The following is a 26,089-nucleotide window of genomic DNA, read 5'->3' as shown; positions in this document are numbered from 1 at the left end:
TAGTCTGTAAAATTTTTATATTTGTTTACCATTTTATCGCAGACAATTATGATGGAAAGTGTTTTAGTGCCTAATGATAAAGTAAGCAATTATGTAAAAAATATTTTTTTACTGGAAAACGATTGTGCCGATGATAAAGAGGTGTCTCTTCCTTTTTTTGCCGATGGTTACCCGGGAATCATGTTTCATATTTCAAAGGAAGGCGTATTTCTTCAGCCTGCAAATAAAAAATTAGCCTCTATTTTTCTTTACGGACAAACGATTCACCCAATTGAATTATCAATAAAAGGCAGTTATCGTCTAATTATTTTTCAGCTTTTTCCTTTTGCTGCAAAAATGTTATTGGGAGTTGATCCAAAAGAATTGAATGATGATTGTTTCGATTTAAATTTATTAGATCAGGATATAAAACTTCTTTTGGAACAGCTTAACACTGCAAAAAAAGCGGATAAACAAATTGAGATAATTTCTTCATTTATCGAAAGATTAATTGATTTAAGCAATGATAATATTGATAGTACAATCCAATCGGCGATCAATATTATAATTAGTCATAAGGGAAAAATAACCATAAAGGATTTAAGAGAAAAATTGCACATTACCGAAAGAACTTTTGAACGATTATTTGTGAATCAGGTTGGTGTAAATCCACAACAATTTACCAAAATAATTCAATTTCAAAATTCTTTGGAGCAACTTTCAAGAGAAGATTATTCGCTTTTAACGGATATAGTTTTTGAGAATGGGTTTACGGATCAATCTCATTTTATTAGAACTTTTAAAAAATATACTGGAAAAACACCTACTGAATTTCAAAAAACACCTTAGTTTTTTCTCCTGTATTTTGTCGGTTTCGTTCTATTTTGCATGAAAACAGCATCATAATTTTACCAAAAAATAAAATTATGAGAACTAAAATATCAAAGAGGATAATGCAAATTGCAATTATCGGATTTTTTTCAATTAGTAGTTATAGTCAAAACTTACCAGTCTTAAAATCAGGCAAAGATGTTTTTGAGTTTAAATGTGTCGCATGTCACGGAATAGATGGTACAAAAGGCAAGTGGGGTGCCATAAATTTACAACGCTCTTATCTTGATGATATCGAAATACTTAAGGTAATTTCTAATGGAAGACGAATTATGCCTTCCTGGAAGAAAAAACTAACTCTTGAAGAAATAAAATCTGTTATTTTATATATAAAAACTTTACGTAAATAAATCATTTAAATGAAAACAGCTATGTCTTTATCAAACATTATTTTAGGGATCACAATTCTGGCAACAGCATTAATCGCAGGATTATACTATGGGTATTCTTGTTCTGTTACAATTGGTTTAAATAAACTTTCAAACAAAGAGTATATTTCGGCAATGCAATCAATCAATGTTGCGATCCAAAATCCATGGTTTTTTGCATCCTTTATGGGAACATTATTTTTACTTCCAATTTCGACTTATTTAAATTTCACATCAATGCAATCGCCTAGATTTTTGTTATTATTAACGGCTGCCGTTATTTATGCTATTGGCTCTTTTGGAGTAACAATATTTGGGAATGTACCATTAAACGATATGCTGGCAAATGTAGATTTAAAAACTGCAACCGCTGATGAAATAAGTATGGCAAGACAAAAGTTTGAAAATCCCTGGAATGTGTTGCATAATATTAGAACCATTGCCACAATAATCTCTTTAGCACTTTGCATAATTGCAAGCATAAATGCATCTTCAGAATCATAGTTATGACAATGATTTACTTCATAAACAAACAGACAAAATAATATGGCAACGGATAAAATTTTAAACAAGACAATCAGTATTAATGCTCCGATTTCAAAAGTATGGAATGTTTTGACAAACCCTGAGGAGATCAAAGAATGGTTATTTGGTACCATAGTTATCTCTAACTGGAGAGTTGGAGATCCGATTCTATTTACAGGAAGCTGGCAAGGAGTTGACTACGAAGACAAAGGAGTAATCTTGAAGTTTGAAATTGAAAAGGTTTTTGAATATAATTATTGGAGTGGCTTTTCAGGATTGCCGGACAGTCCGGAGAATTATTCTGTCATTTTATTTGAGTTAACAGCAAATGACGACAAAACAATTCTAACATTGACACACAGCAACTTTGCAACAGAAACAATGTATGAGCATTCAGATAAAAATTGGGATGCAACATTAGACCTAATGAAGAAAATAATTGAAAAATAAAGTAAAATAACGCAGACATTCAAATAGGTAAAATTATTTTTTAAGTTTCGTTTGATTGTAAAATCAGTGATATTTATTGCCTATTTTCTAATTGTGGAAAAAAGAACGAAAACGATATAGTAGAAATGTATATCTTCGTTCCCTAAAACAATATATCTAGTCTTATAGACTAAGTGTGATAAAGTAAAACATCAAAAATAGAAAGGGATAATAGAATAGAATTTAAATTAAGGACAGTGTTATATTGGAGGTTCGTAGTTTTGGGATTAAAAAAGATACTGCGCGAGCAGATTATAAATAGTATTATAGAAAAATGGCTTTGTGCGGAATAATTAGGAATTTGAAATGTTCATTTATTTACGATTTGTCTTATAGGTAGTGAGTCCGAAAAAGGTAAGTTGTATATAGAATAGATGAGCAGCCAGAAGATTCTTTAGTTATTTAGCGAAAGCTTTTTGTTTTTTGATTATCTAACTTAATTTTTTTAAATGAAAACAATTTCAAAATTACTAGTTGCAAACAGAGGAGAGATTGCACTACGTATTTTTCGCGCTGCGGCGGAACTAAAAATTAAAACGGTTGCGGTGTACACCTACGAAGACCGTTATTCACTGCACCGATACAAGGCAGATGAAGCTTATCAGATTGGCAAAGACACAGATCCGTTGAAGCCTTATCTTGATATAGATGAAATTATCAGAATTGCCAAAATTCAGGGAGTCGATGCCATTCACCCCGGTTATGGGTTTTTATCCGAAAATGTAGCTTTTGCTGCAAAATGTCAGGAGAATAACATTTTATGGATTGGGCCGGATCCCGAAATTATGGCGCAATTAGGCGATAAAGTGGCCGCTAAAAAAATTGCTTTTTCGGCCAATGTACCGCTTATAGAAGACAGTAATATTAATCTTGAAACATTTACTGATGCCCAACAAGAAGCCAGCAGGATTGGATATCCATTGATGCTAAAAGCTGCTGCAGGCGGGGGCGGAAGAGGAATGAGAGTAGTGAGGCATTCTGATCAGCTGGAAACATTGTTTCATGAAGCAAAAAGGGAAGCTAAAACTGCTTTTGGAGATGATACAGTATTTCTTGAAAAATTTATCGAGAATCCAAAACATATTGAAGTCCAGATATTAGGTGATAAGCATGGAAATATCGTGCACCTTTTTGAAAGAGACTGTAGTGTTCAGAGAAGATTTCAGAAAGTGGTAGAAATTGCTCCTGCACCAAATTTAAAACAGCAGACCAAAGATAAATTGTACCAATATGCTCTAAGCATTGCAAATAAGGTTAATTATAATAATGCAGGAACTGTCGAGTTTTTGGTCGATCAAGCCGAAAATGTATATTTTATAGAAGTTAATCCGCGAATTCAGGTTGAACATACCATTACAGAAGAGGTAACAGGAATTGATATTGTCAGAAGTCAGATACTTATTGCCTGTGGTCACAAACTATCAGATCCAGGAATATATATATTAGGTCAGGATAGTTTAAAATGCAGCGGATTTGCCATCCAATGCAGAATTACAACAGAAGATCCGGCAAATGATTTCACACCCGATTATGGGACTATTATTGCCTATAGAAATGCCGGAGGTTACGGTATTCGTATCGATGAAGGAAGCTCTTATTCAGGCGTTAAAATTTCGCCTTTTTTTGATTCGATGCTTGTAAAGATTACTGCGCGAGGAAGAACATTAGAGGGAACAAGCCAGCGTTTATTAAGAACCTTAAAAGAGTTTACAATAGAAGGTGTTAAAACCAATATTCCTTTTTTAGAAAACCTTATTGTTCATCCTGATTTTCAGGCAGGAACTGTGACTGTAAATTTTATCGGAGAAAATCCTTCTCTGATGAAAATTAAGGATGGATCCAATAATATAACAAAAAGTTTATCTTTTATAGCAAATACAATAGTCAACGGAAACCCTGATGTTAAGTTTGTTCTCCCGGAGAAAAAATTCATCAGTCCAAAACTTCCCATCCCTTCTAATATATCTCATGAGCCCGGAACAAAACAAATTTTAGATCAGCTAAAACCCAAAGCATTTTCGGAGTGGATTAAAAACCAAAATCAAGTTTTATTTACCGATTGTACAATGCGCGATGCACATCAGTCTCTGCTGGCAACAAGAGTTCGTACAATTGATATGCTTCCATTTGCAGAAACCTTTACAAAGGATTTTCCGCAGATGTTTTCGATGGAAGTATGGGGCGGCGCAACATTTGATGTCGCTATGCGATTTTTGAATGAAAGTCCCTGGGATAGACTGGAGCAAATGAGAAAGGTGATGCCTAATGTATTGCTTCAAATGCTTATAAGAGGAGCTAACGGAGTTGGTTATACAGCTTATCCGGATAATTTAGTAGAAAAATTTATTGAAGTTTCTGCCCAAAAAGGAATCGATGTTTTTAGAATTTTTGATTCTTTAAACAGTATTGATAATATGAGAAACAGCATTGATGCTGTATTAAAAAATACTGATTCCCTTGCCGAAGTCTGTATGGGATATTCAGGTGATATACTAAATCCTGAACGTCCAAAATTCAATCTCAATTATTATTTGGATCTGGCCAGAAGAATAGAAGATACAGGAGCACATATTTTGTGTATAAAAGATATGGCAGGTCTTTTGAAACCTTATGCAGCAGAGAAATTGATCACAGAATTAAAAAAATCTATTTCGATACCAATTCACCTGCATACCCATGACACTGCCGGAATTCAATCTGCAACTTATCTTAAAGCAGTAGAAGCGGGTGTAGATATTATTGATGTTGCATTATCGTCGATGTCTGGGCTTACTTCACAACCTAATTTTAATGTTTTTGCAGAGGCCATAAAAGGCACTCCACGTGATGGAGGTTTTGATATTGACAAACTCAATAAATATTCAGATTATTGGGAGAATGTTCGCGAATATTATTATCCTTTTGAAGCAGATTTAAAATCAAGTACTGCCGAAGTCTATAATCATGAGATTCCGGGAGGACAGTATTCAAATCTTAAACCGCAGGCTTATTCGCTGGGTCTGGAAACAAGAATGACTGATATTAAACAGGCTTATCAGGATGCCAACAGTCTTTTGGGTGATATTATTAAGGTAACACCATCATCAAAAGTAGTGGGAGATCTGGCTATGTTTATGGTAAATAGTAATTTAAGTAAACAGGATGTTCTGGACAAAGGCGAAACACTATCATTTCCCAACTCGGTAAAAGGAATGCTTAAGGGAGAGCTTGGACAGCCTGAAGGAGGATGGCCGGTAGATTTTCAAAAAATGGTTCTTAAATCAGAGCAGCCTTTTACAAACCTGCCTAATGCACACATGACACCTATAGATTTCGGGAATGAGTTCGAAGATTTTAAAAAGAAGTTTTCCGCCTCATGCACTCTGTTAGATTTCTTGTCGTACAAGTTTTATCCTAAAGTTTTTGAAGATTATTTCAAGATTGCAGAGCAGTATGGAAATGTAAGCTATATACCTTCAACTGCCTTCTTTTATGGTTTAAAACCAAATGAAGAAATAACGATTAACATTTCTCAAGGAAAATCTGTAATTGTAAAGTTTCTCTATAAGTCAGAACCCGATCTACTTGGAATCAGAACTGTTTATTTTAAATTAAATGGACAAACTAAGGCTATTGAGATAAAAGACAAATCTGTAAAGACAGCAACTATTCAAAATAGAAAGGCTACTGCAATAGAAGAAGTGGGAGCTCCCTTGCCAGGATTACTAAGTAAAATATGGGTAAAAGAAGGTGAAGAAATTAAAAAAGACCAGCCATTATTTACCATAGAAGCCATGAAGATGGAGAATACAGTTTTAGGCAAAGCAGGTGTAATTAGCAAGATTTATTTGCAAGAGAATAGTCTGGTTGATAAAGGAGATTTGCTTATAGAATATGCATAGTATTATTTAAAATGTTATTAGGGATCAAATTCTCTTTATGACGAACATAAATTGCAAACCTCCAAAATCATTTGATTTTGGAGGTTTTTTTGTAATTGTCTTGTCCTAAAAAAAATTGACTTATGTACATACAGTTTGTACTTTTGCCCTTATGAATGATAACTTTATAAATGAATATTTTGGGATAGGAATACAAAATGGTAAAACGCCTGAAAATTTGGGTGTTTTGTGGCGATCTGCTCAAAACTTAGGCGCTACTTTTATATTTACCATAGGCAATCGATATGCCAAACAAGCCTCTGATACTCATGATGCCGTAAAAGCAATTCCGTATTTTCATTATGATACTTTTGAAGCTTTCTTTGAAAACTTACCTAAAGGAGCTCGATTGGTTGGTGTTGAATTAGATGAAAAAGCTTCCGATTTAGAAACCTTTGAACATCCAAGACGTTGTGTTTATTTACTGGGCGCAGAAGATCATGGCTTATCAAAAAAAGTAATGGATAAATGCCATCATTTAGTAAAATTTAAATCAGAAAAAAGTTTAAATGTGGCCGTTGCAGGAACTATAATTATGTACGACAGAAACTTGTCTAAACCACGTTCATAAAACATATTTTATTGAATGGAACAATTACTGACTGAAGAAATTTTTTCGGCACCCCAGTGGCAAAAAGTAGTATATGGTATTACAAGTCTTATGGCGGCTGGAGCAGAATTTATTGCTATATAAGAATTTAAAAAACGGTAATTTTTCCTGTTTGTATTTTGCCCGAGCTTGTAATTATTTTATAGATATAAATTCCTGAAGCAGTATTTTTCAAATTAATGCTACTGGTTTTAGAAAGCAACGGAGAAGTAATAGTATTTTGTCCACTAATATTGTACAAATAAAAAATAGCACCTTCCTCTTTTTGGGCTTCAATGTTTAATTCTTCATCTTTACTTAATAATGTGGGGTGAACAAAAAACAAATCATCGCCTAAAAAGTTAGCATCAACAATTAGAGAACTTATTACATTATTATTTTCTAAAATTATATTTACTTTATATTTATTGCTACCCTTTATAGGGGCAGTATCTAAAAAAGAGAACGTTTTTGAATTGATGTCATTCATTGTGCTAACGACACTTTCGGCATTATTAATTATTTTTACTAAGTCAATTCTTTTGATATTGTACAAGCTGAAAAGACTGGCATTAATTTTTACTTTGTTCTCTTCAAAAACTTCGGCGAAAGCCAACTCAAAATAACAATTTGAGTTTTGAGTATAGGGTAATGTTGACTCACTTTTTATTCCTTCTCTATTATCAAATACAGGAATAACAGTGTGAATTTTTCCATCGGTATAGATATAACTAGCATTTGTTGTTTGTTCTTTAAATTCTAAATGATCTCCCATTAATTGATAAATATTAAAAGAAGCAACATCAGTAGGTTTGTCCCAATTAATTTCTGTAGTCCCATCACAAACTAAGCTGGTACTGATATTCAAATCATAAGAAATCGTAAAGCTATCCGAGATATAATCAGTATTATCAATGGTCATTTTTAATTTTGCCTTCGAAAATTTTTGTTCTGTAGGAGTATAACCAAATTGTTCGCGATTTAGATTTATACTATTTGCGATAATTTCCCAAGTTTGCCCATCATTGTAACTAATAAACAATTGTCCTGTAGTACCAGAAAAAGAAGAATTCCATTTGAAAGGAGAAAAAGTATTGCCATCAAAAGGAAAATTATCATTATTGACAGGATAATTCCATTCAAATCGATTTTCCAATTCATATTCGTAAGCGATGCTGTATTCCTGAGACGCATTCGAGATGTATGAACCCATAACGTTGACGCTATAAGATCCGGATGCAGGGTTTTCAATAGTGACTTGCTCTATTGTATTAATTTTATCTTTTCCTCTTACCGCTTGTTGCTCAGGAGCATCAGGATTAAGAATCCAGGGTAAAAAAGAGGTGTTGTCAGCCGAAACAACTTCCATGTCTAAATCGTTTACCAAACTTATATTACTGTTTATTGCAGCAGGTAAATCGTTCCATACTAATGTAATTTTTAAGTTTTTTGAATTTGGTGGAAGTATAATGGTATGTGAATTTGTCTGACTGGATGTCAAATTACCGGATATAATTCTGTTTTCGCTGATGGTTTTTAAACATTTATCGGCATTGATATTTCCATAACCATAGGTAAAATCCGGACCAGTGTTGCCTAAATCTTTGGCACTATTAATTAAAATTGCTTTTGTCAGGGCATTAGTTAAAGAGGTATTGTTTATGGTTTTATAATGTTGTTTCATAAGCGTAATAATTCCTGTGGCTAAAGCTGTAGAATTTGAAGTTCCTTGTGTACTAAAGGCTACTAACTCTGGTTTTATTCTGCCATCATAAGCTGGACCTTTTGACGAAAACGGCATAATTACTTCGTTTTGGTTAATGCAACCCACTACAATACTATTTTTGGATTGCTTAAAATTACCAGTAATAGATTTGTAACCCTGAAGTCCGTTATTACCGGAGGAAAAACAATGAGTCAAATCAGGATTTAAGAATAATTGAGAATCATAAGCATTAGCGAGCGAACCATAAAAATTCTCAATCTCTGTACCGTAGGAATGATTTTGAGTGGTGGCTCCTTGTAAAGATTCTACTTCATCAGGATAGATATTCAAAAAGTCTGACGATTGCAGCTTAGCTTTTTGAGCGACTCCTTTCCCTAATACTGAACTATTTCCTAATCCGGAAACTATGGTTGCCATATCCGTCGCATGGCTCGATACAACAGCCGATTGTGTTTGGGAAGGAATGTGCTTGTTTAATAAATCAATATCATTTGCATCAAAAAAATCATCTTTGATAGCGACAATTTGATTTTCGCCTGTTATAAGAGGAAAATTGGTATTGGCCTTATTTATAGAATTGATACTAAAATTTTGATCTATTATTTTTGATTCAACTTTTGGGTGCAACGATTCTTGCGAAATAGAAGATACACTACTTAAAGCTATAATCTCATCTACAAGTTTTTTGGAATTACTCTTTATCATTACAAGATTATTATCTAGTATTTTGATGTCAGAAATGTTCCTTGATTTCAAATCAGTAAGTAATGCTTTGATACTGTCAGTTGCTATTATATAGGGTTTGTCTTCAGTATGATTTGAAAAGTTTGATGGTAATTTCCATAAACTATTAATTGGTGTGGTATTTTTTAAAAGTCGATTAGATCTTAAATTTTCATTTTCAACGATACAAAAAGTACTGTCTAATTTTTTTACAATTTTGTATTTATTGTGATGTGCATTTTCTAAAGATGTAAAATAGTATTTCTCAATTTTTTTTACGTTTTCTTTTTTTATGTATTGTTTCCATTTTTCAGAACTCTGTGAAAAACTAATTGTAGTTATTATAAAAAGGAGAAAAGTAATTTGTTTCTTCATTTACTTTAGATATTAGGGCAATTGTAAACATTATTAATTTAGATAAAGCAAAGATGAAATCGTTACTTAATGATTTCTATTTGAAATATTTATCCGTTGTAGGTGAATCAAAGTTATTAAATTATTTGTAAAAAAAATATGCTTTTTTATTTCCTACATAATCTTCAAATCTGTAAGAGTAATTTTCTCTTTTTATGCCCCAGATTGTATTTTAAATGGTCTATAAAAGTGTAAAATCAATTTTTAACACATGCTGCACAAAAAAATATTGAAGCAGCAAATATTATAGTTAAGGGGTTGATTTGTATTTAGTTATTGATTTTACTGGGCTTGCGGTAATAATCAGATAATTATTATTAAAAAATCAATATAAAATAATATAACAAAAAATGTTAAAATTGTTAAATTGTTGTTTTATAAGTATTTTAAGATTAAAAATTATATAAATTTGATAATAAATATTACAATATTTTGTAAAGCCCCCTATTTACCAACTTATTTTAAAAACCCAAATAACCTATTTATTATTTATGAAAAAAATTAAATCAATTTTAGCCCTGTCGTTTATAGCGCTAACGATTTTGTCCTGTAACAAAGAAGATCAGGCAGATCAATCAAACCAAGCATCTCTTAAAGTAACACCAGAAGTGTTAAATAAACTTAGAGAACTTTCTTTAAATACCACAGATGTTCAAGTGATTACAAACACTAAATTAGATGGTACTACTGAAGATGCATTCCTGATAGAAGGGGATATCATCGTTACTCAAGATCAATTAAACAAAATGGATCTTCACGGAGGTATTACCACTGAACAATACCATACTACTAATTTAGTATCTGCTCCAAGAACAATTAAAATTGTTGGATTAACTGGAAGTGGTGTATCAGCTCTTAGTACAAACATGCGTGCTGGATTACAAGCGGCAGTAAATAGATACAATAATTTAGGATTGTCTATTAATTTTACACTAACTTTTAGTTCAAGTACTTCAGGTGCAAACATTGTTGTCCGGAGACAAAATGGATCTGCCGGTGGAGTAGCAGGTTTCCCTTCAGGAGGGGCGCCTTATAATTCAGTTACATTATATTCTGGATTAGATACTTATTCGACAGGTGTAAATGCACACGTAGCTGCACACGAAATAGGTCACTGTATTGGTTTACGTCATACAGACTGGTTTAGCCGTCAAAGTTGTGGACAGAATTCAAACGAAGGAACAGCTGGTGTTGGAGCAATCCTTATCCCAGGAACACCTTCAGGATATGATGCTACTTCGTACATGAGAGCATGTTTCAGTTCAAGCGAGACAGGAGCGTTCAATGCTAACGATATTACAGCTCTTAACTATTTATATTAAAAATTAAATTAGGGCTCTCTTTACAAAATATAGGAGGCTGTTTCGCAATTTGTGAAGCAGCCTCTGTTTTTTGTATGCCCTGCTCTAAATTGCTTGTTATGATAAATATATTCTATAAAAAGGCTGTAGATTCGCTCGTTAATGATGCGTATATTTGGAATTATAAATTATAATAATGCTATCTATGAAGAAAATAGGATTTTTATCGTTTGGGCATTGGGCCAATCATCCTTCCTATCAAACTCGTACGGCCGGCGATACATTGCTTCAGTCCATCGATTTGGCTGTGGCTGCAGAGGAAATTGGTTTGGACGGCGCTTATTTCCGCGTCCATCATTTTGCAACGCAGTTAGCATCGCCTTTTCCTTTACTTTCAGCCATTGGTGCTAAAACGAGCAAAATAGAGATTGGGACAGGAGTTATTGATATGCGATATGAGAACCCGCTGTATATGGTAGAAGATGCCAGTGCTGCGGACTTAATTTCAGAAGGACGTTTACAATTAGGAATCAGTAGGGGATCGCCGGAACAGGTTATTGACGGTTGGCGCTCTTTTGGCTATGAACCTAAGGAAGGTGAAACTGATGCCGATATGGGACGCAGAAAAGCTTTGGAATTTTTAGATAAACTAAACGGTGTTGGATTTGCAGAGCCAAATCCTAATCCCATGTTTCCAAATCCGCCGGGTTTATTGCGGATTGAGCCGCATTCGGAGGGATTACGAGATCGCATCTGGTGGGGGGCTGCCTCTAACGCTACTGCTATCTGGGCGGCCGAAAATGGAATGTACCTACAAAGTTCTACCTTGAAGTATGACGAAAATGGTAAACCTTTTCATGTGCAACAAGCAGAACAGATTAGATTATATAAAGAAGCCTGGAAAAAAGCAGGACATCAGCGAGAACCAAGGGTTTCAGTAAGCCGTTCAATTTTTGCATTAGTCAACGATCAGGACAAATACTACTTTGGAGATCAGGGCAAAGGGTCAGATAGTTTTGGCAATATAGAAAGAGATAAACGGGCAATCTTCGGAAGGAGTTATGCAGCTGAACCAGACAAACTCATCGCAGAACTAGCACAGGATGAAGCTATTCAGGAAGCCGATACATTATTACTGACCATACCCAACACATTGGGTGTTGAGTACAACGTACATATACTATCGTCTATTCTAAAATATATTGCTCCAGAGTTGGGTTGGCGTTAGATTTTTTTTAAACAAAAGCAATGAAGTACCTGGTCTTTAAAAAAGAGATAAAAAAAAGTCCATTTCGTAAGAAATGGGCTTTTTAGTTTGTGCCCCTTACTGAACAATTTACAAAGCACCTTTTTTGCGGTGATTTGAAGAGACTTTTAAGTGTAAATGTATTTAGGTGATAATGTGTTTGAATACAGTATTTTAACTCGTTTGTTTGTTGTTGTTTTGTGATGTTTAGGTTTGTTATTTTCCTATACAGAAATAATTAGAAAGAAATAACCAGTGAGAATTCAAATTATTAAATGGGCTTCGTATTTTTCATACTGAATAAACATTTGTAATTTTAAGTTGTATCTTATTTGTACCTCAAACTCATTGTACTTTATTATGTGATGGTAAATTATTTTTTGGAGTTGTAATTGATTTTTTTAGGTGAATTTCTCTCAACGCTGTTGAGAGTTTTGCATTTGCAATATTTTGTTTTCGTTGTAGTTTGGTGTTTATCAGTAATATAATTGCCAATTACTTGCGTAACTCAAAAGTTACATATATATTTGTAACCTGAAAGTTACATAACTAAAAAATAAACCACATGCAAACAGAAATTAAAAACGAATGGATTTATGAGCAATCGCCAAACGAAGTTTGGGAATACCTCACGCAAGCAGACCTAATTGTACTATGGTTGATGCCAAATAATTTCGTACCAGTGCTTGGACACGAATTTGAATTCAGGATAAAACCAATACCAAGCCTTGATCTTGATGGAATTATGCACTGTAAGGTGCTTGAAATAGTTCCTTTTCAAAAACTTGTTTATAGTTGGAAAGCAGGCCCAGGCAACGGTGTTATTTCTCTGGACACAATTGTCGAGTGGACTTTAGAAAAATATGGAAATGGCACAAAACTACTATTGAAGCAATCAGGCTTCAGTAAAGACAATGTTGCTATTTTTACAGGAATGACAGACGGCTGGGAGAAAAATATCCAAAAAATGATCAGTCACATCAGTGGTAACAATAATAATATTTCAAAATGAGAATAGGAGTAATCGGAGCCGGTCCTATTGGGAGAACGTTGATACGACAATATGCACTTGCAGGTCATGATATAAAAATGGCAAATGCCAACGATGCTGAAAAACTTAAAAAGCTCGAAGCAGAAACGGGTGCCAAGGCAGTAACGCTTGAACATATTGCTGTTGATATTGATGTTTTGGTCGTTTCCGTGCCGCTGGTGGCAATCCCCGAGCTGGCAAAATCGTTAGGTAAAAGCATTCCTGCCGATACTGTTGTAATAGATACGACAAACTACTATCCCATTAGAGACGGCGTGATTGATGAGATAGAAGAAGGAATAATCGAAAGTGTTTGGGTAGCTAACCACTTGGGGCATCCAGTTGTTAAAGCTTATAATAGCATCCTTGCTGGTTCGCTTCTAGAATCAGGACTTCCAGAAGGAAATCCGGACCGTATTGCATTATCTATTTCAGGTAATGATGAACAAGCAAAATCTTTGGTGGCAACACTTATCAACGACAGTGGTTTTGATACAATGGATGCAGGGAATCTTGAAGGATCTTGGCGCCAGCAACCTGGAAGCCCAGTTTATTGCACCGATCTGAATCTGGCACAGCTGAAAAAAAATATATTCAAGGCGAATAGGGAAGTGCTGCCTGAAAGACGGGAACTTTCTCTGCAATTCATCATAAAGCAGGACCCTGAACAATGGATGGTTTGGTGGAAAAATTGTGTAACAAACAACCGCAGTATATTTGAATGCAATTTAATTGCTTAATCCATAAAACAAAACGAACATGGCAATACCCAATCTCGATGCCTTTCAGGTCATAGCCGATCCAAACCGCAGGCAAATTTTGCGTCTGCTTACCCAAGATAGTTATAACATAAACAGCTTGTCGGAAAACTTCAATATGAGTAGACCAGCTGTTTCAAAACACATTAAAGTACTGCAGATGGCAGGTTTCATTTCCATTCAAGAAATCGGAAGAGAACGATTTTGTACATTAAGCAAGGAAGGATTTATTGAAATAAGGAATTGGATGGATTATTTCGATACGTTCTGGAATAGCAAAATGAAAAATTTAGAGACCATTTTAAATCAACAAAAGAATCCAAATTAAAACATTCCAAATGCAAAAAGAAATTTTATTACAACTGGTAAAACAAAGCAGAAAGGACTGCTCCCATTTCTGTAAAAATATTAATGAAGAGAATATTGATTTTCGTTTAACAGAACAAACGGCATCAGTGGGCTTTATTTACAGGCATATAGGTGAGACATCAAATTTAATAGGGCAATTTTTTGGCTACGAAACAGAGGTAGAAGGTACTACAATCAACCAAAAAGATACCGGAAAGAAATATGATCTTAAAATAAGTCGGATGTATTTTGAAAATGGTTACAATACTCTTGAAAAATTGGTCAAAAACACATCAGATAATGAATGGCTTGAAGAAATAGAAACACCTTGGTTTGGAAAAATTTCAAGGATAAAACTTTTATCAGTCCTGTTATTTCATAATTCCCATCATTGTGGTCAAATATCTTCGACACTTTTGAAAGGGAGAAAACATTGAAATGATGACTACATTAGAAGTTATAACTCCATATTTGGCTATAAGATAAGTTTCAATTAAATTATAGAAATAAATAATTAGATCATATAGTTTTGGTATAATTTGACCAGTAGTTTCGAAATGCGTTGACCGGGGATAAATGTAATAACTCCGTTTTCTGGTACAAGTTTAATATATAAAAGCAAAAGCAGTTTCAAAACTTGAAACTGCTTTTTATTACTACTAATAAAACACATCGAGTTGGTAAGATTTATTAATCACAATCCATTTTCCGTTTTCTTTTTTCATGACTATTAAATAATTATCAGTTAAGCGGAGTACCATAGCTAAAGAAAAGGTGCTTATCAAAATGGTATGTATTGAAAGTGTTTTGGTATCTGGTATCACTAGTCTAAGTTTTAATTTTGTCATATATAAATATTAAAAATTAAAGCAAAATGAATAAGGCACTACTATTAATTGATATACAGAAAGAATATTTTGAAAATGGAGCATTAGAACTTGTAAATCCTATTGATGCAAGTGAAAATGCAAAGAAACTATTGGAGCATTTTAGAAAAGAAAATGGAATTATTGTACATGTTCAGCATATATCCGGAGAAGGTGTTCCCTTTTTTGTTTCCAGAACAAAAGGAGTGGAAATCCATGAAAATGTAAAACCGTTAGTAGGGGAGAAAGTAATTACGAAACAATTTCCTAATAGTTTTAGGGACACTGATTTGCTGGAATATCTTCAGTCAAAAGAGATAACACATTTGGTAATTGCCGGGATGATGACTCACATGTGCATTGACGCAGGTACAAGGGCTGCTGTTGATTTTGGCTTTGAATGCACAGTAATTGGAGATGCCTGCGCTACAATGGATCTTCAGATCAATGGTCAGGGTATTAAGGCCGCAGATGTTCATAATGCTTTTTTGGCGGCATTGGAATTCTTTTACGCAAAAATCACGACAACAAAAGATTATCTGCTGTCTTAAAATAAAGGATAAATAAGGGAATCACTTTTATAAAATGAGCTGTAATTTGTTACTGCTCATTTTTTTGGTTGGAAGTAATTTGTAAATGAAGTTGTAAATTTGCTTTAATTATAATATTTGAGCACATCCTAAAGAAAGTAAAAGAAACGGATTTCAATACGTAAACTAATTAATTTAAGTTGCTAATTTAACAATCCAATAAATTGGCTTTAAAAAAGATTAATCTCTACGGGATATTTTTTCTGATAGATTTTACTATTCTACTATCAATATTTAACTCCTAACGGAGTAACAAAAAATATATCAGAGAGATTATATATTGGTAGAAATCAATTTATTCATGTCAATGTTGTCCTGTAGGGACTACATTTTATTAACTAGCAACTTGAATTAATTAAAGAAAAATGAAAACAGTCAAATTTCATAAAACAGAATGTGGTGTTGAAGTCCTTCTCAATGTATTGCACGGGGATATGCTAAGTGAAAGATATTTGGAGCGTGATACTTATAATGCCGATTTTTTTGAAATTTTACTTTTTAAAACTGCTAAGGGATCTTTGATTTTAAATCAGAATAAAATCGATATAACTGACAATACAATTATTTTTATTTCTCCCTTTCAAAAAAGGCAATGGAATTTGGAGAAAGAGAGATTGGATTATACTGTTCTGGTTTTTCAGGAAAATTTTCTTAATGATTTCTTCTCAGATAAATTCTTTACGTACCGCCTTCTGTATTTCTATCAGTTGAATTATCCTTTGAATATTAGTATTGAAAAGGAAGAACTTCAAAAAGCATTTGGTCAACTTATGGAAATCAAATACGAACTTATTAATACCAGAACAGATAGCATTCATATCATACGCTCCCTTACTTATTACTTGCTTTTGAAGTTTAATAGAATATATGCTGATGCAAATAATCTTTCAATTGACAGGGCAGAAAACAACTTTGCTTATCAGTTTAAGCAGTTACTCGAAATACATATTAGGCAAAAACAGCGCATTGACTATTATGCGGATCTATTAAATGTGAGCAGGATTACAATTAACACTTGTGTAAAAAGACAGTTTAATGTTACCGCGACAGAGTTATTAAAACAGAGACTGCTTTTTGAAATAAAAAATGATCTGATACATTCGGGAAAGACTATTGCTGAGATTGCCTATGATCTTAATTTTTCTGAACCGGGACATATGATGCGATTTTTTAAAACTCAGACAGGAATAACCAGCAGCCAGTTTCTCTCAGATTACCAAAATGGTATATTTTCATAGCATTTTATAAAGGTGTTACAGAATAAGATAAATTTGCAACAACAGAATTACTATGTTTTAAATGAAAGTTTACTGCATAGTAATTTCAATACATTTAAATCTGCCTCGAGGCAGTCAAATTTTTAATATGATCAAAAAATACAAATCCAATAAGATATATTACCAAAGTACGATAGCACTTGCAGGGCCTGTTGTAATTTCTCAACTGGGACATACTCTGGTGCAGACTCTAGATACAGTAATCATAGGGCATTATGCAGGAACTATATCATTGGCAGCAGTCTCGCTGGTTCATTCTGTTTTCATGGTAGTTTTGGTCATTGGATTAGGGGTTGCCTATGGATTAACACCTTTAATTGCACAAGAAAATGGAAAATCAAATTTTAAGGAATGTGCAGAGCTTCTCTCAAACAGCTTATGGCTTAATGTTGCAGCTGCAATTGTACTTTTTTTAGCAGTGTACTATGGTTCTATGTTTGCTATGCAGCATGCAGATCAGGATCCTCAGGTAGTAGAAACAGCAAAACCGTATTTACTTATTTTAAGTTTATCTATTTTGCCTTTAATGATATTTCAAACTTTCAAACAGTTTGCAGAAGGGCTGGGTTTTACAAAACAAGCAATGTCCATAACGATATGGGGAAATGTGCTCAACGTAATTATCGCAGTTATTCTGGTAAAAGGAATGTTTGGGATTGAGCCGATGGGAGTTCAAGGAGTTGGAATTGCAACATTGATAGATCGGGTTTTAATGATGCTGGTTATGATGTGGTATGTGCTTCGATCAGAAAATTTTAGAGTTTATCTGCACCATTTCTCGGTTAAGTTTATTGATTTTTCAAAAATCGCAAAAGTGGTAAAAATAGGATTGCCTGTGGCCATGCAGTATGTGTTCGAAATAGGAGCATTTGCAGTTGCTGCTTTAATGGCTGGTCATATAGGCGCAATAGAACAGGCTGCCCATCAGACAGCAATAACCCTTGCAGCAATGACCTACATGATGGCAGGAGGAATTGCATCGGCTGCAACTATTAAAGTTGGAAATAGTTTTGGAAATCAGAACTACAAAAGACTTCAGAAGTTTGCTTTGGCGTCCTATCATTTAGTTATCATTTTCATGATGTTCTTTGCTGTAATTTTCACACTCTTTAATCAATCTTTACCTTACTTAATAACAAATGACATAAATGTTGTAGCGCTGGCTGCACAATTATTGATAATTGCCGCACTATTCCAACTCTTTGATGGTACACAGGTGGTTGGACTAGGTACATTAAGAGGAATGGGAGATGTCAATATTCCAACTTTTATAACCTTTATTGCTTATTGGCTTATTGGTCTGCCTGTAGCTTATGTCTTTGGTATTTATTTCAACGGAGGGGTAAAAGGAATTTGGTATGGTCTGACCCTTGGTTTATTAACATCATCTGTCTTACTGTATTTAAGATTTCGATATATAATGAATAAAGTCTTAAAAAATAATCTATAAGGAAATATTGAGGTTCTGTCGCATCTAAAGCTAAGTTTTATCTTTACCTTTTTTAAATTCTTAAACTCATGAATACGAAAGGTCATAGCTATCCAAAGTCTATTATACTGTAGGCAGTATATTTTAAGCTTAGGTTTACATTAAGTTATCGGGATGTTGAAGAGATCGTGAAAATGCGAGGAGTTTCTGTTGATCATGCTAATATTCAGCGGGCTAACTATGTTTAAATCTTTCTGTAAATTGACTGATTGGCTTTTAAATTACTTAAAATCTTATATTTGATTCTGACAGATGAGACAGAACCATTTTTTACTGTCTTGTTCTTTTTTTGTAGGCATTACTGCCGCAGGTTAAAGAACAAAACTTTGTCTTTGTCGTTTTTGCAGTAAATTCTTTTTCGCAAAATTGGCAGATTCTGGTTACTTGTATATTTGAGCTCATCTACTTTGTAATTTGCCCCAGTATTTTCTCAATAGGAGAGCTTAAGTACCTTTAAGGGGACTTAAGGGACATGATTTGTCTAAATCTTATATTGATCGTAACGAATTGATTTTGAGGTACAATAAAGATACGAATCTGAACAAAATTTTAAAACAACTAACAAACAAACAGACTTTATCGTTTTTAGTTAAGACGTAGAATTTTGTTAAACTGTAATAACACTTTTTCTAAGAATATATTAATTAAGTGGTAGAAGTGGATTTATAAAAAAAAATATTTGAAATTTTAATTAGGTTAATTAATAGTACCAATAGTTCAACCTTTTTTTCAAATGTGAAATTGGAAATGAATCTTTTGTGCAATAGAGAAGGGTTCCGCAAACGTTATCTTCGCTTCTAGATGGCTAAAATTTTACACTTTTATCGTTTATTTTGTGAAATATGTAAAATAAACTTAATTTAATTTTTTCTGTAAGAAAGACTAAATTAATCTATTACAATGCTTTGCTACATTTTCAAAAGATGATTTTTATGTTTTGTAAAAAAAAACACATCTGAATGTGGAAAGCCGTAAAGATCTCCTTAATAATCGTTTTACATTAGCAAAATCAATTATGAATATTCAGATTATATTCATAATAATTTAGGTAAAATATTAGCATAATTAGTAACTAAAGCGCAGAATATTGTGCTATTGTAAAGTTAAACAAAATATAAAATTGTGCTTTAAAAAGTAGGATGTAAAATTTATGGATGAGAATACGATAATAGACTTATTTAACCAACAAGTTATAAAAATACCAAATAGTATAGCTTTAGTTGTTGAAGGTAAGTGTTTGACATATAAATTTTTAGATGATAGTTCAAATCAATTAGCTAATTACCTTTTAGAAAATTGTGAAATTCAACCGGAAGATTTAGTTGGAATAAAATTAAATCGGGATGAATGGATGATAATTTCATTGTTAGGGATATTAAAATCAGGCGCAGCTTACGTACCTATTGATCTTCATTACCCCAAGCAGCGTCAGGATTTTATTGAAAAAGATACAAAATGTAAGACAATTATAAATGAAGAATTCTTAGAGAAGTTTCATTTAGTATCTTCTGGTTATTCTGATAGTAAGCCAATCAATGTATTGGTTTCATCTAGAAATCTTGCATATGTAATTTACACTTCAGGATCTACAGGAAAACCTAAAGGAGTTATGATTGAACATAGAAGCGTCGTTTCATTTTTAAGACGCATTGATGTTCAATTAGGTTTTGAAGATTTAAATATTGTTGCAGCTACAACAAACGTGACTTTTGATATCTCGGTACTTGAGATATTCGGTACAATATGTTTAGGAAAAAAAATGATTTTGATATCAGAAGACAAATTATTTGATCCTGATTTATTTGTTGAAGAAATAATAAAAAATAAGGTTGAAGTATTGCAGCTTACACCTTCGAGACTACAACAGATATCCAATACATTGTTTAAATCACCTCTTCTGCATCTTCAGAAATTATTGGTAGGTGGTGAAGCATTTCCAAAAGAAATGTATAATCTCTTAAGCGAACATACAAATTTAGAGACTATAAATGTTTATGGTCCTACAGAAACTACAATTTGGAGCACCTTTCTTGATATTAAATCAACTAATAAGCTTTCTATAGGAAAGCCTTTTGAGAATGAATACATCTATATATTGAACGATAAATTGCTGCCTCAACCCATAGGTGTAGCTGGAGAATTGCACATAGGAGGTTCAGGTCTTGCTCGTGGTTACTTAAATCTTCCTGAATTGACCATGGAGAAATTCATAAAGAGTCCATTTATAGAAGGAGATCGTTTGTACAAAACGGGTGACTTGGGCAGATGGCTCGCTGATGGCCGTATTGAGTACATGGGAAGGAAAGACGATCAGTTGAAAGTTAGAGGTTATCGTATTGAGGTTGGAGAGATCGAAAGTATATTACTTCGCGTTCCAGAGATCACTGATGCTGTAGTTTTACCCCATATAAAAGATGATTTAGTAACAGAGCTTATTGCATATTTTGTTTCAAATAAAGAGTATGACATCAAGACTTTGAGGACATATTTAGGTCAGGATCTTCCAGATTACATGATTCCGGGACATTATGTTCGATTGGAATACATTCCCTTAACAAACAGTGGAAAAGTTGACAAGCGTATGTTGCCATCTCTGGGAGGTTTAAGCCTTGAAACCGGAGTAGAATATGTTGCGCCAAAGAGTGAAACCGAAAAACGATTAGCAGCAATATGGCAAGATGTTTTAGTAGGTGACCGTATTGGTGTGCATGATGATTTTTTTGATCTCGGAGGGAATAGTTTAAGGATGACGAGAATTTTATTTAAAATAAATAATGAATTTGAAATAAACGTTTCATTAAAAATATTATATCGATTTATAACTGTATATGAATTGGCCGAATTTATTGAAACAATGTATGAAAATGAAGAAATTGTATCAGATAAATTTGATAGTTTAAAATTGTAATAATAGAATTAAAATCACACGACATTTAAATGATAGAAAATACAGAAATAAAAGCTTTTGATTTAATAAAAGAACTAAACAAAGAAGGAGGGAAAATTTATTATGAAGATAAAGAGATTTATATCAAATATCCTAAAGGTGTAGAAATAAGCCCAGGTTTAATTAGTAAAATAAAATTACATAAGCCGGATTTAATCTCCTATTTTGAAGGTTTTTCTAAAAAAGAAAATATACAGTCAGCAGATCAAAATAAAATTGAAGCAACAAAAATATTTCATGATGGAGAAGACCATTATTTTATAACTCCTACAGAAAAATACTGGGTTGATGATAGTGCGGATCAGGAATATAAGGAAAAGAATAAAGATCACGGTACGATAAAATTCAGCTATGAAATTTTAGGTGAATTTGATAAGGATGTCTTTAATAAATCGATTTTATTTCTAATTAATCGAAATGAAAGCTTGCGAACTACTTTTCATAAGATCAATGAGAAGTTTTACATGAAAGTATCTAATCAGAGTATTTTAGAGCATACTGAATATATCGATTTAAGAGGTCAGGAGATCAGCGAATCTGAATTAAAAGGAATTAGACGATTTATTGAACATAAATTTGATTTGAGTACCGGCCCCCTAATTTTGGCTCGTTTGATTCAAATCGAAGATAAAAAATTTGTTATTTCATTTAATATACATCATGTTATTTCGGATATATATTCAAAACAAATTCTTTTAAGAGATTTTATGGTAACGTATAACTCGTTTTTACAAAACAGACAGCCAGAGTTGCCTAAACTAAAATATCATTTAAAAGAAAACCTTTATTTAATCAATAAATTTATTGAAACTAATGCTGATTCAGATCGCGATTATTGGAATGATTTATATCCTAATTTGCCTGATGAATTAATTATTCCATGTACTACTAAAGTCGTAAATAAAGATGCTGAGAGAATAAAAGAGTCAAAAATATTTGATTATCCGGAAGACCTTTTCAAAAACATGAAATTGATAGCAAAAAAAGAGTCTACCAGTTTATTTGTCGTTTTGCAAACTTCCTTTAAAGCATATTTTAAACATAAAACAAATCAAAGGGATATGTTATTTGGGACATATTCATTTGGGAGAAATTTTGAGATTTCTGAAAATCAAATTGGATGTTATGCAAAAACAGTTTTGATTCGAACAATTTTTGATGAGAAAGATGATTTCATCAATATGGTTAAGAAAGTTAAACAATCCAATACTGACATGAATGATTATCATGCGACTTCCTTAATGGACTCAATTGAAAAAAAATTGTTTCCCAACCAATCTCTTACTGGAGGATTTTGGAAGATTAATATGCAATATGATGATGCACAAGGAAATTATTTGAATAAATCAGATTACCAGGATATAATTCAAAGACCCAATGTTGAGTACAGAGAAATTGTAGATGATAAAGATCCTATTATGGCAATTGATATGGAATTATGGTTTGTTAATACAGGCGATAATTTACAGCTAAATGTAGTTTACGACAGTAGTCGATATGACTCTTTAGGAATTGAAAATTTCATACTCGATTATATTGATTTTATTTCTAAAAAATTAAGTGATATCGATTTTAACCAAATATAATATTGGGACCAGAATAAGTTTATAGATACAAGTAATAAAGATTAATACAAAGTTCTTTTGAAAAATAAAATATTAAAACCTGAATTTATTGGGGACTTTCCTGATACCCAAAATAGAATTGCTTTACTAGTACCTCAATTTAACGAAGATTCCAATTGTAATCTTGAGAATCGTTTAAAATATTTTATGAATATAGCGGAAACATATAAGGATTATATGGACGTTATAATTATTGACGATGGTTCAACAGATAATAGTCTGGAAAAAATTAAATTATTCTTAGACCAAAACCCAAAGTCTTTTTTTGCTGCGTCAGTAAATCCAAATGGTCAAAAAGTTGGAGCATTATTTTCAGTGAGTAAAGTAATTTCTCATGATTTTGTAATCTTGACGGACTTTGATACAGATATAGTAGGATTTCATGAGGCATTTAAAGTTATTAACGAAATGGAATCCAATGTAATGGGATGCTATTTTAAAATGATTCCATTTGAAGGTACCGGATTTGTGTTTAACTGGCAAAAACTGGAGTATTCTTTAGCAAGAAGTCTATATTTTTTTCATCAAAAAGATCTAAGTGTGCCAGTCATGCCGGGTGCCGGATCGTGTTTTAGACGAGATGTATTAAACACGATTTATAATGATCATAGTGGCTTAAGAAATGGTGAAGACAGAGAAGCTACAGTAATTGGACTAAAATTAGGATACAAAGTCATATATGTTGATTCTGTACTAACTCTGACAAGGCCTCCTTTAACACTCCGTAAATTAATTAAACAACGCGTTAGATGGAATCTGGGTTATATTGAAACTCTGGTTAAAGAGAGTGGGTATTATAATTCGCAAATGTTAAAATTAAATATATTAGGAGTAAGAGTGATATTAGACTTTATTACGGTGTTATTTATAATTTTTTTACCTCTAATATTAGTTATTGTCGCTACAATAAATATAAATTATTTCTTGCCTACAACCTTGATTATATACTTGTTCGGATTTATTTCTTGCGCAAGCTTTGTTCTTTTTTCATCAAACGAATTGTCAGAACATAAAAAGAAACTCACCACAATTTTAAGTTTCCCAATTGTCAAAATATTAATTGATTGTATTGCCTGGTCGAAAGCAATTTTATCCTTCTTAAAAAACAATAGAATGGCTAAGGTGTTAAGTGAAAGAGGTTTATAGTTTTTTAAGTTTTTATCGATGAAGTAATTTTATAGTACAAAATTACAACATTTATTTACCTATTAATAATGCATAATTTTTAACAAATGGATAACTCGGATTTAAAATCAACAAGTTTATATACTAACTATTGGAAAAAAAAGATATTAAATAGAGGTAAGACTATATTGTTAGGGAATGAACAAAAATGTCTTCCTTCCTTTTCTATTAAAGCCAATGAACTACATTATTTTAATAAACTTACGAATAAAAATGAAGTAGCACAATATACTGTTGTAACAGCAATTTATACTTTTCTGCTAAATAAATTAATTCTCGATTTTGATGGTTATATAGTAACAGGTTCTAATGATAAAAATAGACCCTTGTTATTATCATGTCATTTTGATTTAAAATTATCATTCAAAGAGTACCTGCAAAAAGTAAAAGCAGAAATTTTAGAAACTTTAAAATATTCAGATTCCAATAATGAGATAGTAGCTAAAAAACGTGGTATAGAAGATTTAAGACCTTTATCTAATTATTCTATTAATATAAATTCCAGTAACGATATTGATTGTAATGGAATATTGTTTGATTTGAAAATAAATGAAGATCAGGATTTTGAAATTCAAGTACATTATTTAGAGGGGTTTGTAGATAAAATAATATTAGAATTATTAATCAGGAATTTTAATCGTTTTATAGTCGACTTAGAAAATAATATTGAAGTTTATTTATCAGAATACGATATAGTATCTGAAAAAGAAAGATTACAATTATTATTAGAATTCAATGATACTAAGGTAGATTACCCTAGTGATAAGACAATTGTAGATTTATTTGAAGAGCAAGTAGAGAGAACACCAAATAATATTGCTGTTGTATTTGAAGGAACAGAATTGACTTATAAGGAACTTAATGAGAAGTCCAATCAACTGGCTTTTTATATTTCTTCTGCATACACTATTAATAAAGAAGATATTATAGGTGTATTTTTACCTAAATCCGATTCAAGTATTATTGCTCTATTGGCGATCTTAAAGTTAGGGGCAGTTTATTTGCCAATAGATACTCATTATCCGCAGGAAAGAATTGATTTTTTAATTCAGGACAGTAGTTTAAAATTATTGATTGCAGATAATTCTGAATTGCAAATTGATAATTGTGATATCGTAAATATTAAGTCTGTAAGGTTAGAGGATTATAGTACTGAAAACATCAATATAAAGTTTTCATCTCAAAATCTGGCCTATATTATTTATACTTCAGGTTCAACGGGAGAGCCCAAAGGCGTTATGATTGAACATACGAGTAATGTGAATATGATTTTACATCAGATTCAGTCTTTAAATATTACAGATAAAGATAGAGTGGTGTGGTTTGCTTCTGTTGCTTTTGATGTATCTGTTTATGAAATTATGATGAGTTTGTACAGTGGAGCTGCTTTATGTATTTCAACTGAAGAAACGATAAAAGATAAGGATGAGTTTGTAAATTTTTTGAAAGTAACAAAATCATCAGTACTTGCTCTTTCTCCGAGTTATTTAGCATTATTATCTAAAGAGGATATTTCGGGATTAAGATGCATTACTACCGGAGGTGAATTACCAAATGTAAGCAAAGCTTTAGAAATTGTAGAATTAGGAATAGACTATTACAATGACTATGGTCCTACAGAATGTTCCGTTTGTGTTTCAAGTTACAGAGTAACGGAGACTGATAGCGATAGAACAATTCTACCAATTGGGCAACCCATTTCGAACACGCAGATTTATGTATTAGATGATTGTTTAAATCTTTTACCGGTAGGAGTTACCGGCAAGCTTTATATATCCGGTGCAGGTTTAGGGAGAGGTTATC

20 protein-coding genes and 1 pseudogene are annotated in these 26,089 nt (G+C 32.5%); 20 read left to right on the top strand and 1 reads right to left on the bottom strand.

Features of this window, described 5'->3' with window-relative positions; genetic code table 11:
* Window positions 1-21 precede the first annotated feature (21 nt).
* The 6 genes from LPB88_RS11435 to LPB88_RS11410 all read left to right on the top strand — a co-directional run bounded on the left by LPB88_RS11435 (window position 22) and on the right by LPB88_RS11410 (window position 6,743).
* Window positions 22-828 carry an AraC family transcriptional regulator gene (locus tag LPB88_RS11435; protein ID WP_230715596.1) on the top strand — a complete coding sequence of 269 codons (807 nt, stop codon included), beginning with the start codon at window positions 22-24 and terminating at the stop codon, window positions 826-828.
* A gap of 77 nt (window positions 829-905) precedes the next feature.
* Window positions 906-1,220, top strand: a complete 315-nt coding sequence (locus LPB88_RS11430) for a cytochrome c (RefSeq protein ID WP_230715595.1) — start codon at window positions 906-908, stop codon at window positions 1,218-1,220.
* Window positions 1,221-1,241: 21 nt separating this feature from the next.
* On the top strand, window positions 1,242-1,742 hold the full coding sequence (locus LPB88_RS11425; protein WP_230715594.1) for a DUF1772 domain-containing protein: 501 nt from the start codon (window positions 1,242-1,244) through the stop codon (window positions 1,740-1,742).
* A 42-nt stretch (window positions 1,743-1,784) separates the two neighbouring features.
* Window positions 1,785-2,213 (top strand): SRPBCC domain-containing protein, encoded by a 429-nt coding sequence (locus tag LPB88_RS11420; RefSeq protein ID WP_230715592.1) that lies wholly within the window; start codon window positions 1,785-1,787, stop codon window positions 2,211-2,213.
* A 488-nt stretch (window positions 2,214-2,701) separates the two neighbouring features.
* Window positions 2,702-6,133 (top strand): pyruvate carboxylase, encoded by a 3,432-nt coding sequence (locus tag LPB88_RS11415; RefSeq protein WP_230715590.1) that lies wholly within the window; start codon window positions 2,702-2,704, stop codon window positions 6,131-6,133.
* Window positions 6,134-6,284: 151 nt separating this feature from the next.
* A complete protein-coding gene (locus LPB88_RS11410; protein WP_230715588.1) occupies window positions 6,285-6,743 on the top strand; it encodes an RNA methyltransferase in 459 nt (152 codons plus the stop codon).
* 127 nt (window positions 6,744-6,870) lie between these two features.
* Here LPB88_RS11410 and LPB88_RS11405 read toward each other — a convergent pair whose 3' ends face one another.
* Window positions 6,871-9,585 (bottom strand): S8 family serine peptidase, encoded by a 2,715-nt coding sequence (locus tag LPB88_RS11405; RefSeq protein ID WP_230715586.1) that lies wholly within the window; start codon window positions 9,583-9,585, stop codon window positions 6,871-6,873.
* Between the two features lie 530 nt (window positions 9,586-10,115).
* On the opposite strand from LPB88_RS11405, the gene LPB88_RS11400 reads away from it, so the two are divergent.
* The 14 genes and pseudogenes from LPB88_RS11400 to LPB88_RS11335 form a co-directional block, all read left to right on the top strand.
* Window positions 10,116-10,946 (top strand): M57 family metalloprotease, encoded by an 831-nt coding sequence (locus LPB88_RS11400; RefSeq protein WP_230715584.1) that lies wholly within the window; start codon window positions 10,116-10,118, stop codon window positions 10,944-10,946.
* Between the two features lie 184 nt (window positions 10,947-11,130).
* The gene (locus LPB88_RS11395; RefSeq protein ID WP_230715582.1) at window positions 11,131-12,153 is read left to right on the top strand and encodes an LLM class flavin-dependent oxidoreductase; all 1,023 of its coding nucleotides are present in this window, start codon (window positions 11,131-11,133) and stop codon (window positions 12,151-12,153) included.
* A gap of 583 nt (window positions 12,154-12,736) precedes the next feature.
* On the top strand, window positions 12,737-13,183 hold the full coding sequence (locus LPB88_RS11390) for an SRPBCC domain-containing protein (RefSeq protein ID WP_230715580.1): 447 nt from the start codon (window positions 12,737-12,739) through the stop codon (window positions 13,181-13,183).
* On the top strand, window positions 13,180-13,941 hold the full coding sequence (locus tag LPB88_RS11385) for an NADPH-dependent F420 reductase (protein ID WP_230715578.1): 762 nt from the start codon (window positions 13,180-13,182) through the stop codon (window positions 13,939-13,941). The genes LPB88_RS11390 and LPB88_RS11385 overlap by 4 nt, the downstream gene beginning before the upstream one ends.
* Window positions 13,942-13,960: 19 nt before the next feature.
* Window positions 13,961-14,287, top strand: coding sequence for a helix-turn-helix transcriptional regulator (locus LPB88_RS11380; RefSeq protein ID WP_230715576.1), 327 nt, complete (start codon window positions 13,961-13,963; stop codon window positions 14,285-14,287).
* Between the two features lie 10 nt (window positions 14,288-14,297).
* Window positions 14,298-14,744, top strand: a complete 447-nt coding sequence (locus LPB88_RS11375) for a DinB family protein (RefSeq protein WP_230715574.1) — start codon at window positions 14,298-14,300, stop codon at window positions 14,742-14,744.
* A gap of 437 nt (window positions 14,745-15,181) precedes the next feature.
* On the top strand, window positions 15,182-15,724 hold the full coding sequence (locus LPB88_RS11370; protein ID WP_230715573.1) for a cysteine hydrolase family protein: 543 nt from the start codon (window positions 15,182-15,184) through the stop codon (window positions 15,722-15,724).
* 404 nt (window positions 15,725-16,128) lie between these two features.
* A complete protein-coding gene (locus LPB88_RS11365) occupies window positions 16,129-17,001 on the top strand; it encodes a helix-turn-helix domain-containing protein (protein ID WP_230715571.1) in 873 nt (290 codons plus the stop codon).
* A 61-nt stretch (window positions 17,002-17,062) separates the two neighbouring features.
* Window positions 17,063-18,490, top strand: coding sequence for an MATE family efflux transporter (locus tag LPB88_RS11360; RefSeq protein WP_370635832.1), 1,428 nt, complete (start codon window positions 17,063-17,065; stop codon window positions 18,488-18,490).
* Between the two features lie 68 nt (window positions 18,491-18,558).
* Window positions 18,559-18,702 (top strand): annotated as a pseudogene (locus tag LPB88_RS11355) (IS6 family transposase); the annotation flags it as partial.
* 977 nt (window positions 18,703-19,679) lie between these two features.
* On the top strand, window positions 19,680-21,437 hold the full coding sequence (locus LPB88_RS11350) for an amino acid adenylation domain-containing protein (RefSeq protein ID WP_230715567.1): 1,758 nt from the start codon (window positions 19,680-19,682) through the stop codon (window positions 21,435-21,437).
* 29 nt (window positions 21,438-21,466) lie between these two features.
* On the top strand, window positions 21,467-23,062 hold the full coding sequence (locus tag LPB88_RS11345) for a condensation domain-containing protein (protein ID WP_230715565.1): 1,596 nt from the start codon (window positions 21,467-21,469) through the stop codon (window positions 23,060-23,062).
* A gap of 57 nt (window positions 23,063-23,119) precedes the next feature.
* Window positions 23,120-24,247, top strand: coding sequence for a glycosyltransferase family 2 protein (locus tag LPB88_RS11340; protein WP_230715563.1), 1,128 nt, complete (start codon window positions 23,120-23,122; stop codon window positions 24,245-24,247).
* A gap of 167 nt (window positions 24,248-24,414) precedes the next feature.
* Window positions 24,415-26,089, top strand: a 1,675-nt coding sequence (locus LPB88_RS11335) for an AMP-binding protein (RefSeq protein ID WP_230715561.1), incomplete at its 3' end; no start/stop codon positions are given.

The organism is Flavobacterium sp. JAS (assembly GCF_020991455.1).
In the GTDB taxonomy this organism is placed as follows: Bacteria; Bacteroidota; Bacteroidia; order Flavobacteriales; family Flavobacteriaceae; genus Flavobacterium.
Note: the sequence above shows the minus strand (reverse complement) of the source record. Positions and strands in the feature narration are given on the sequence as shown.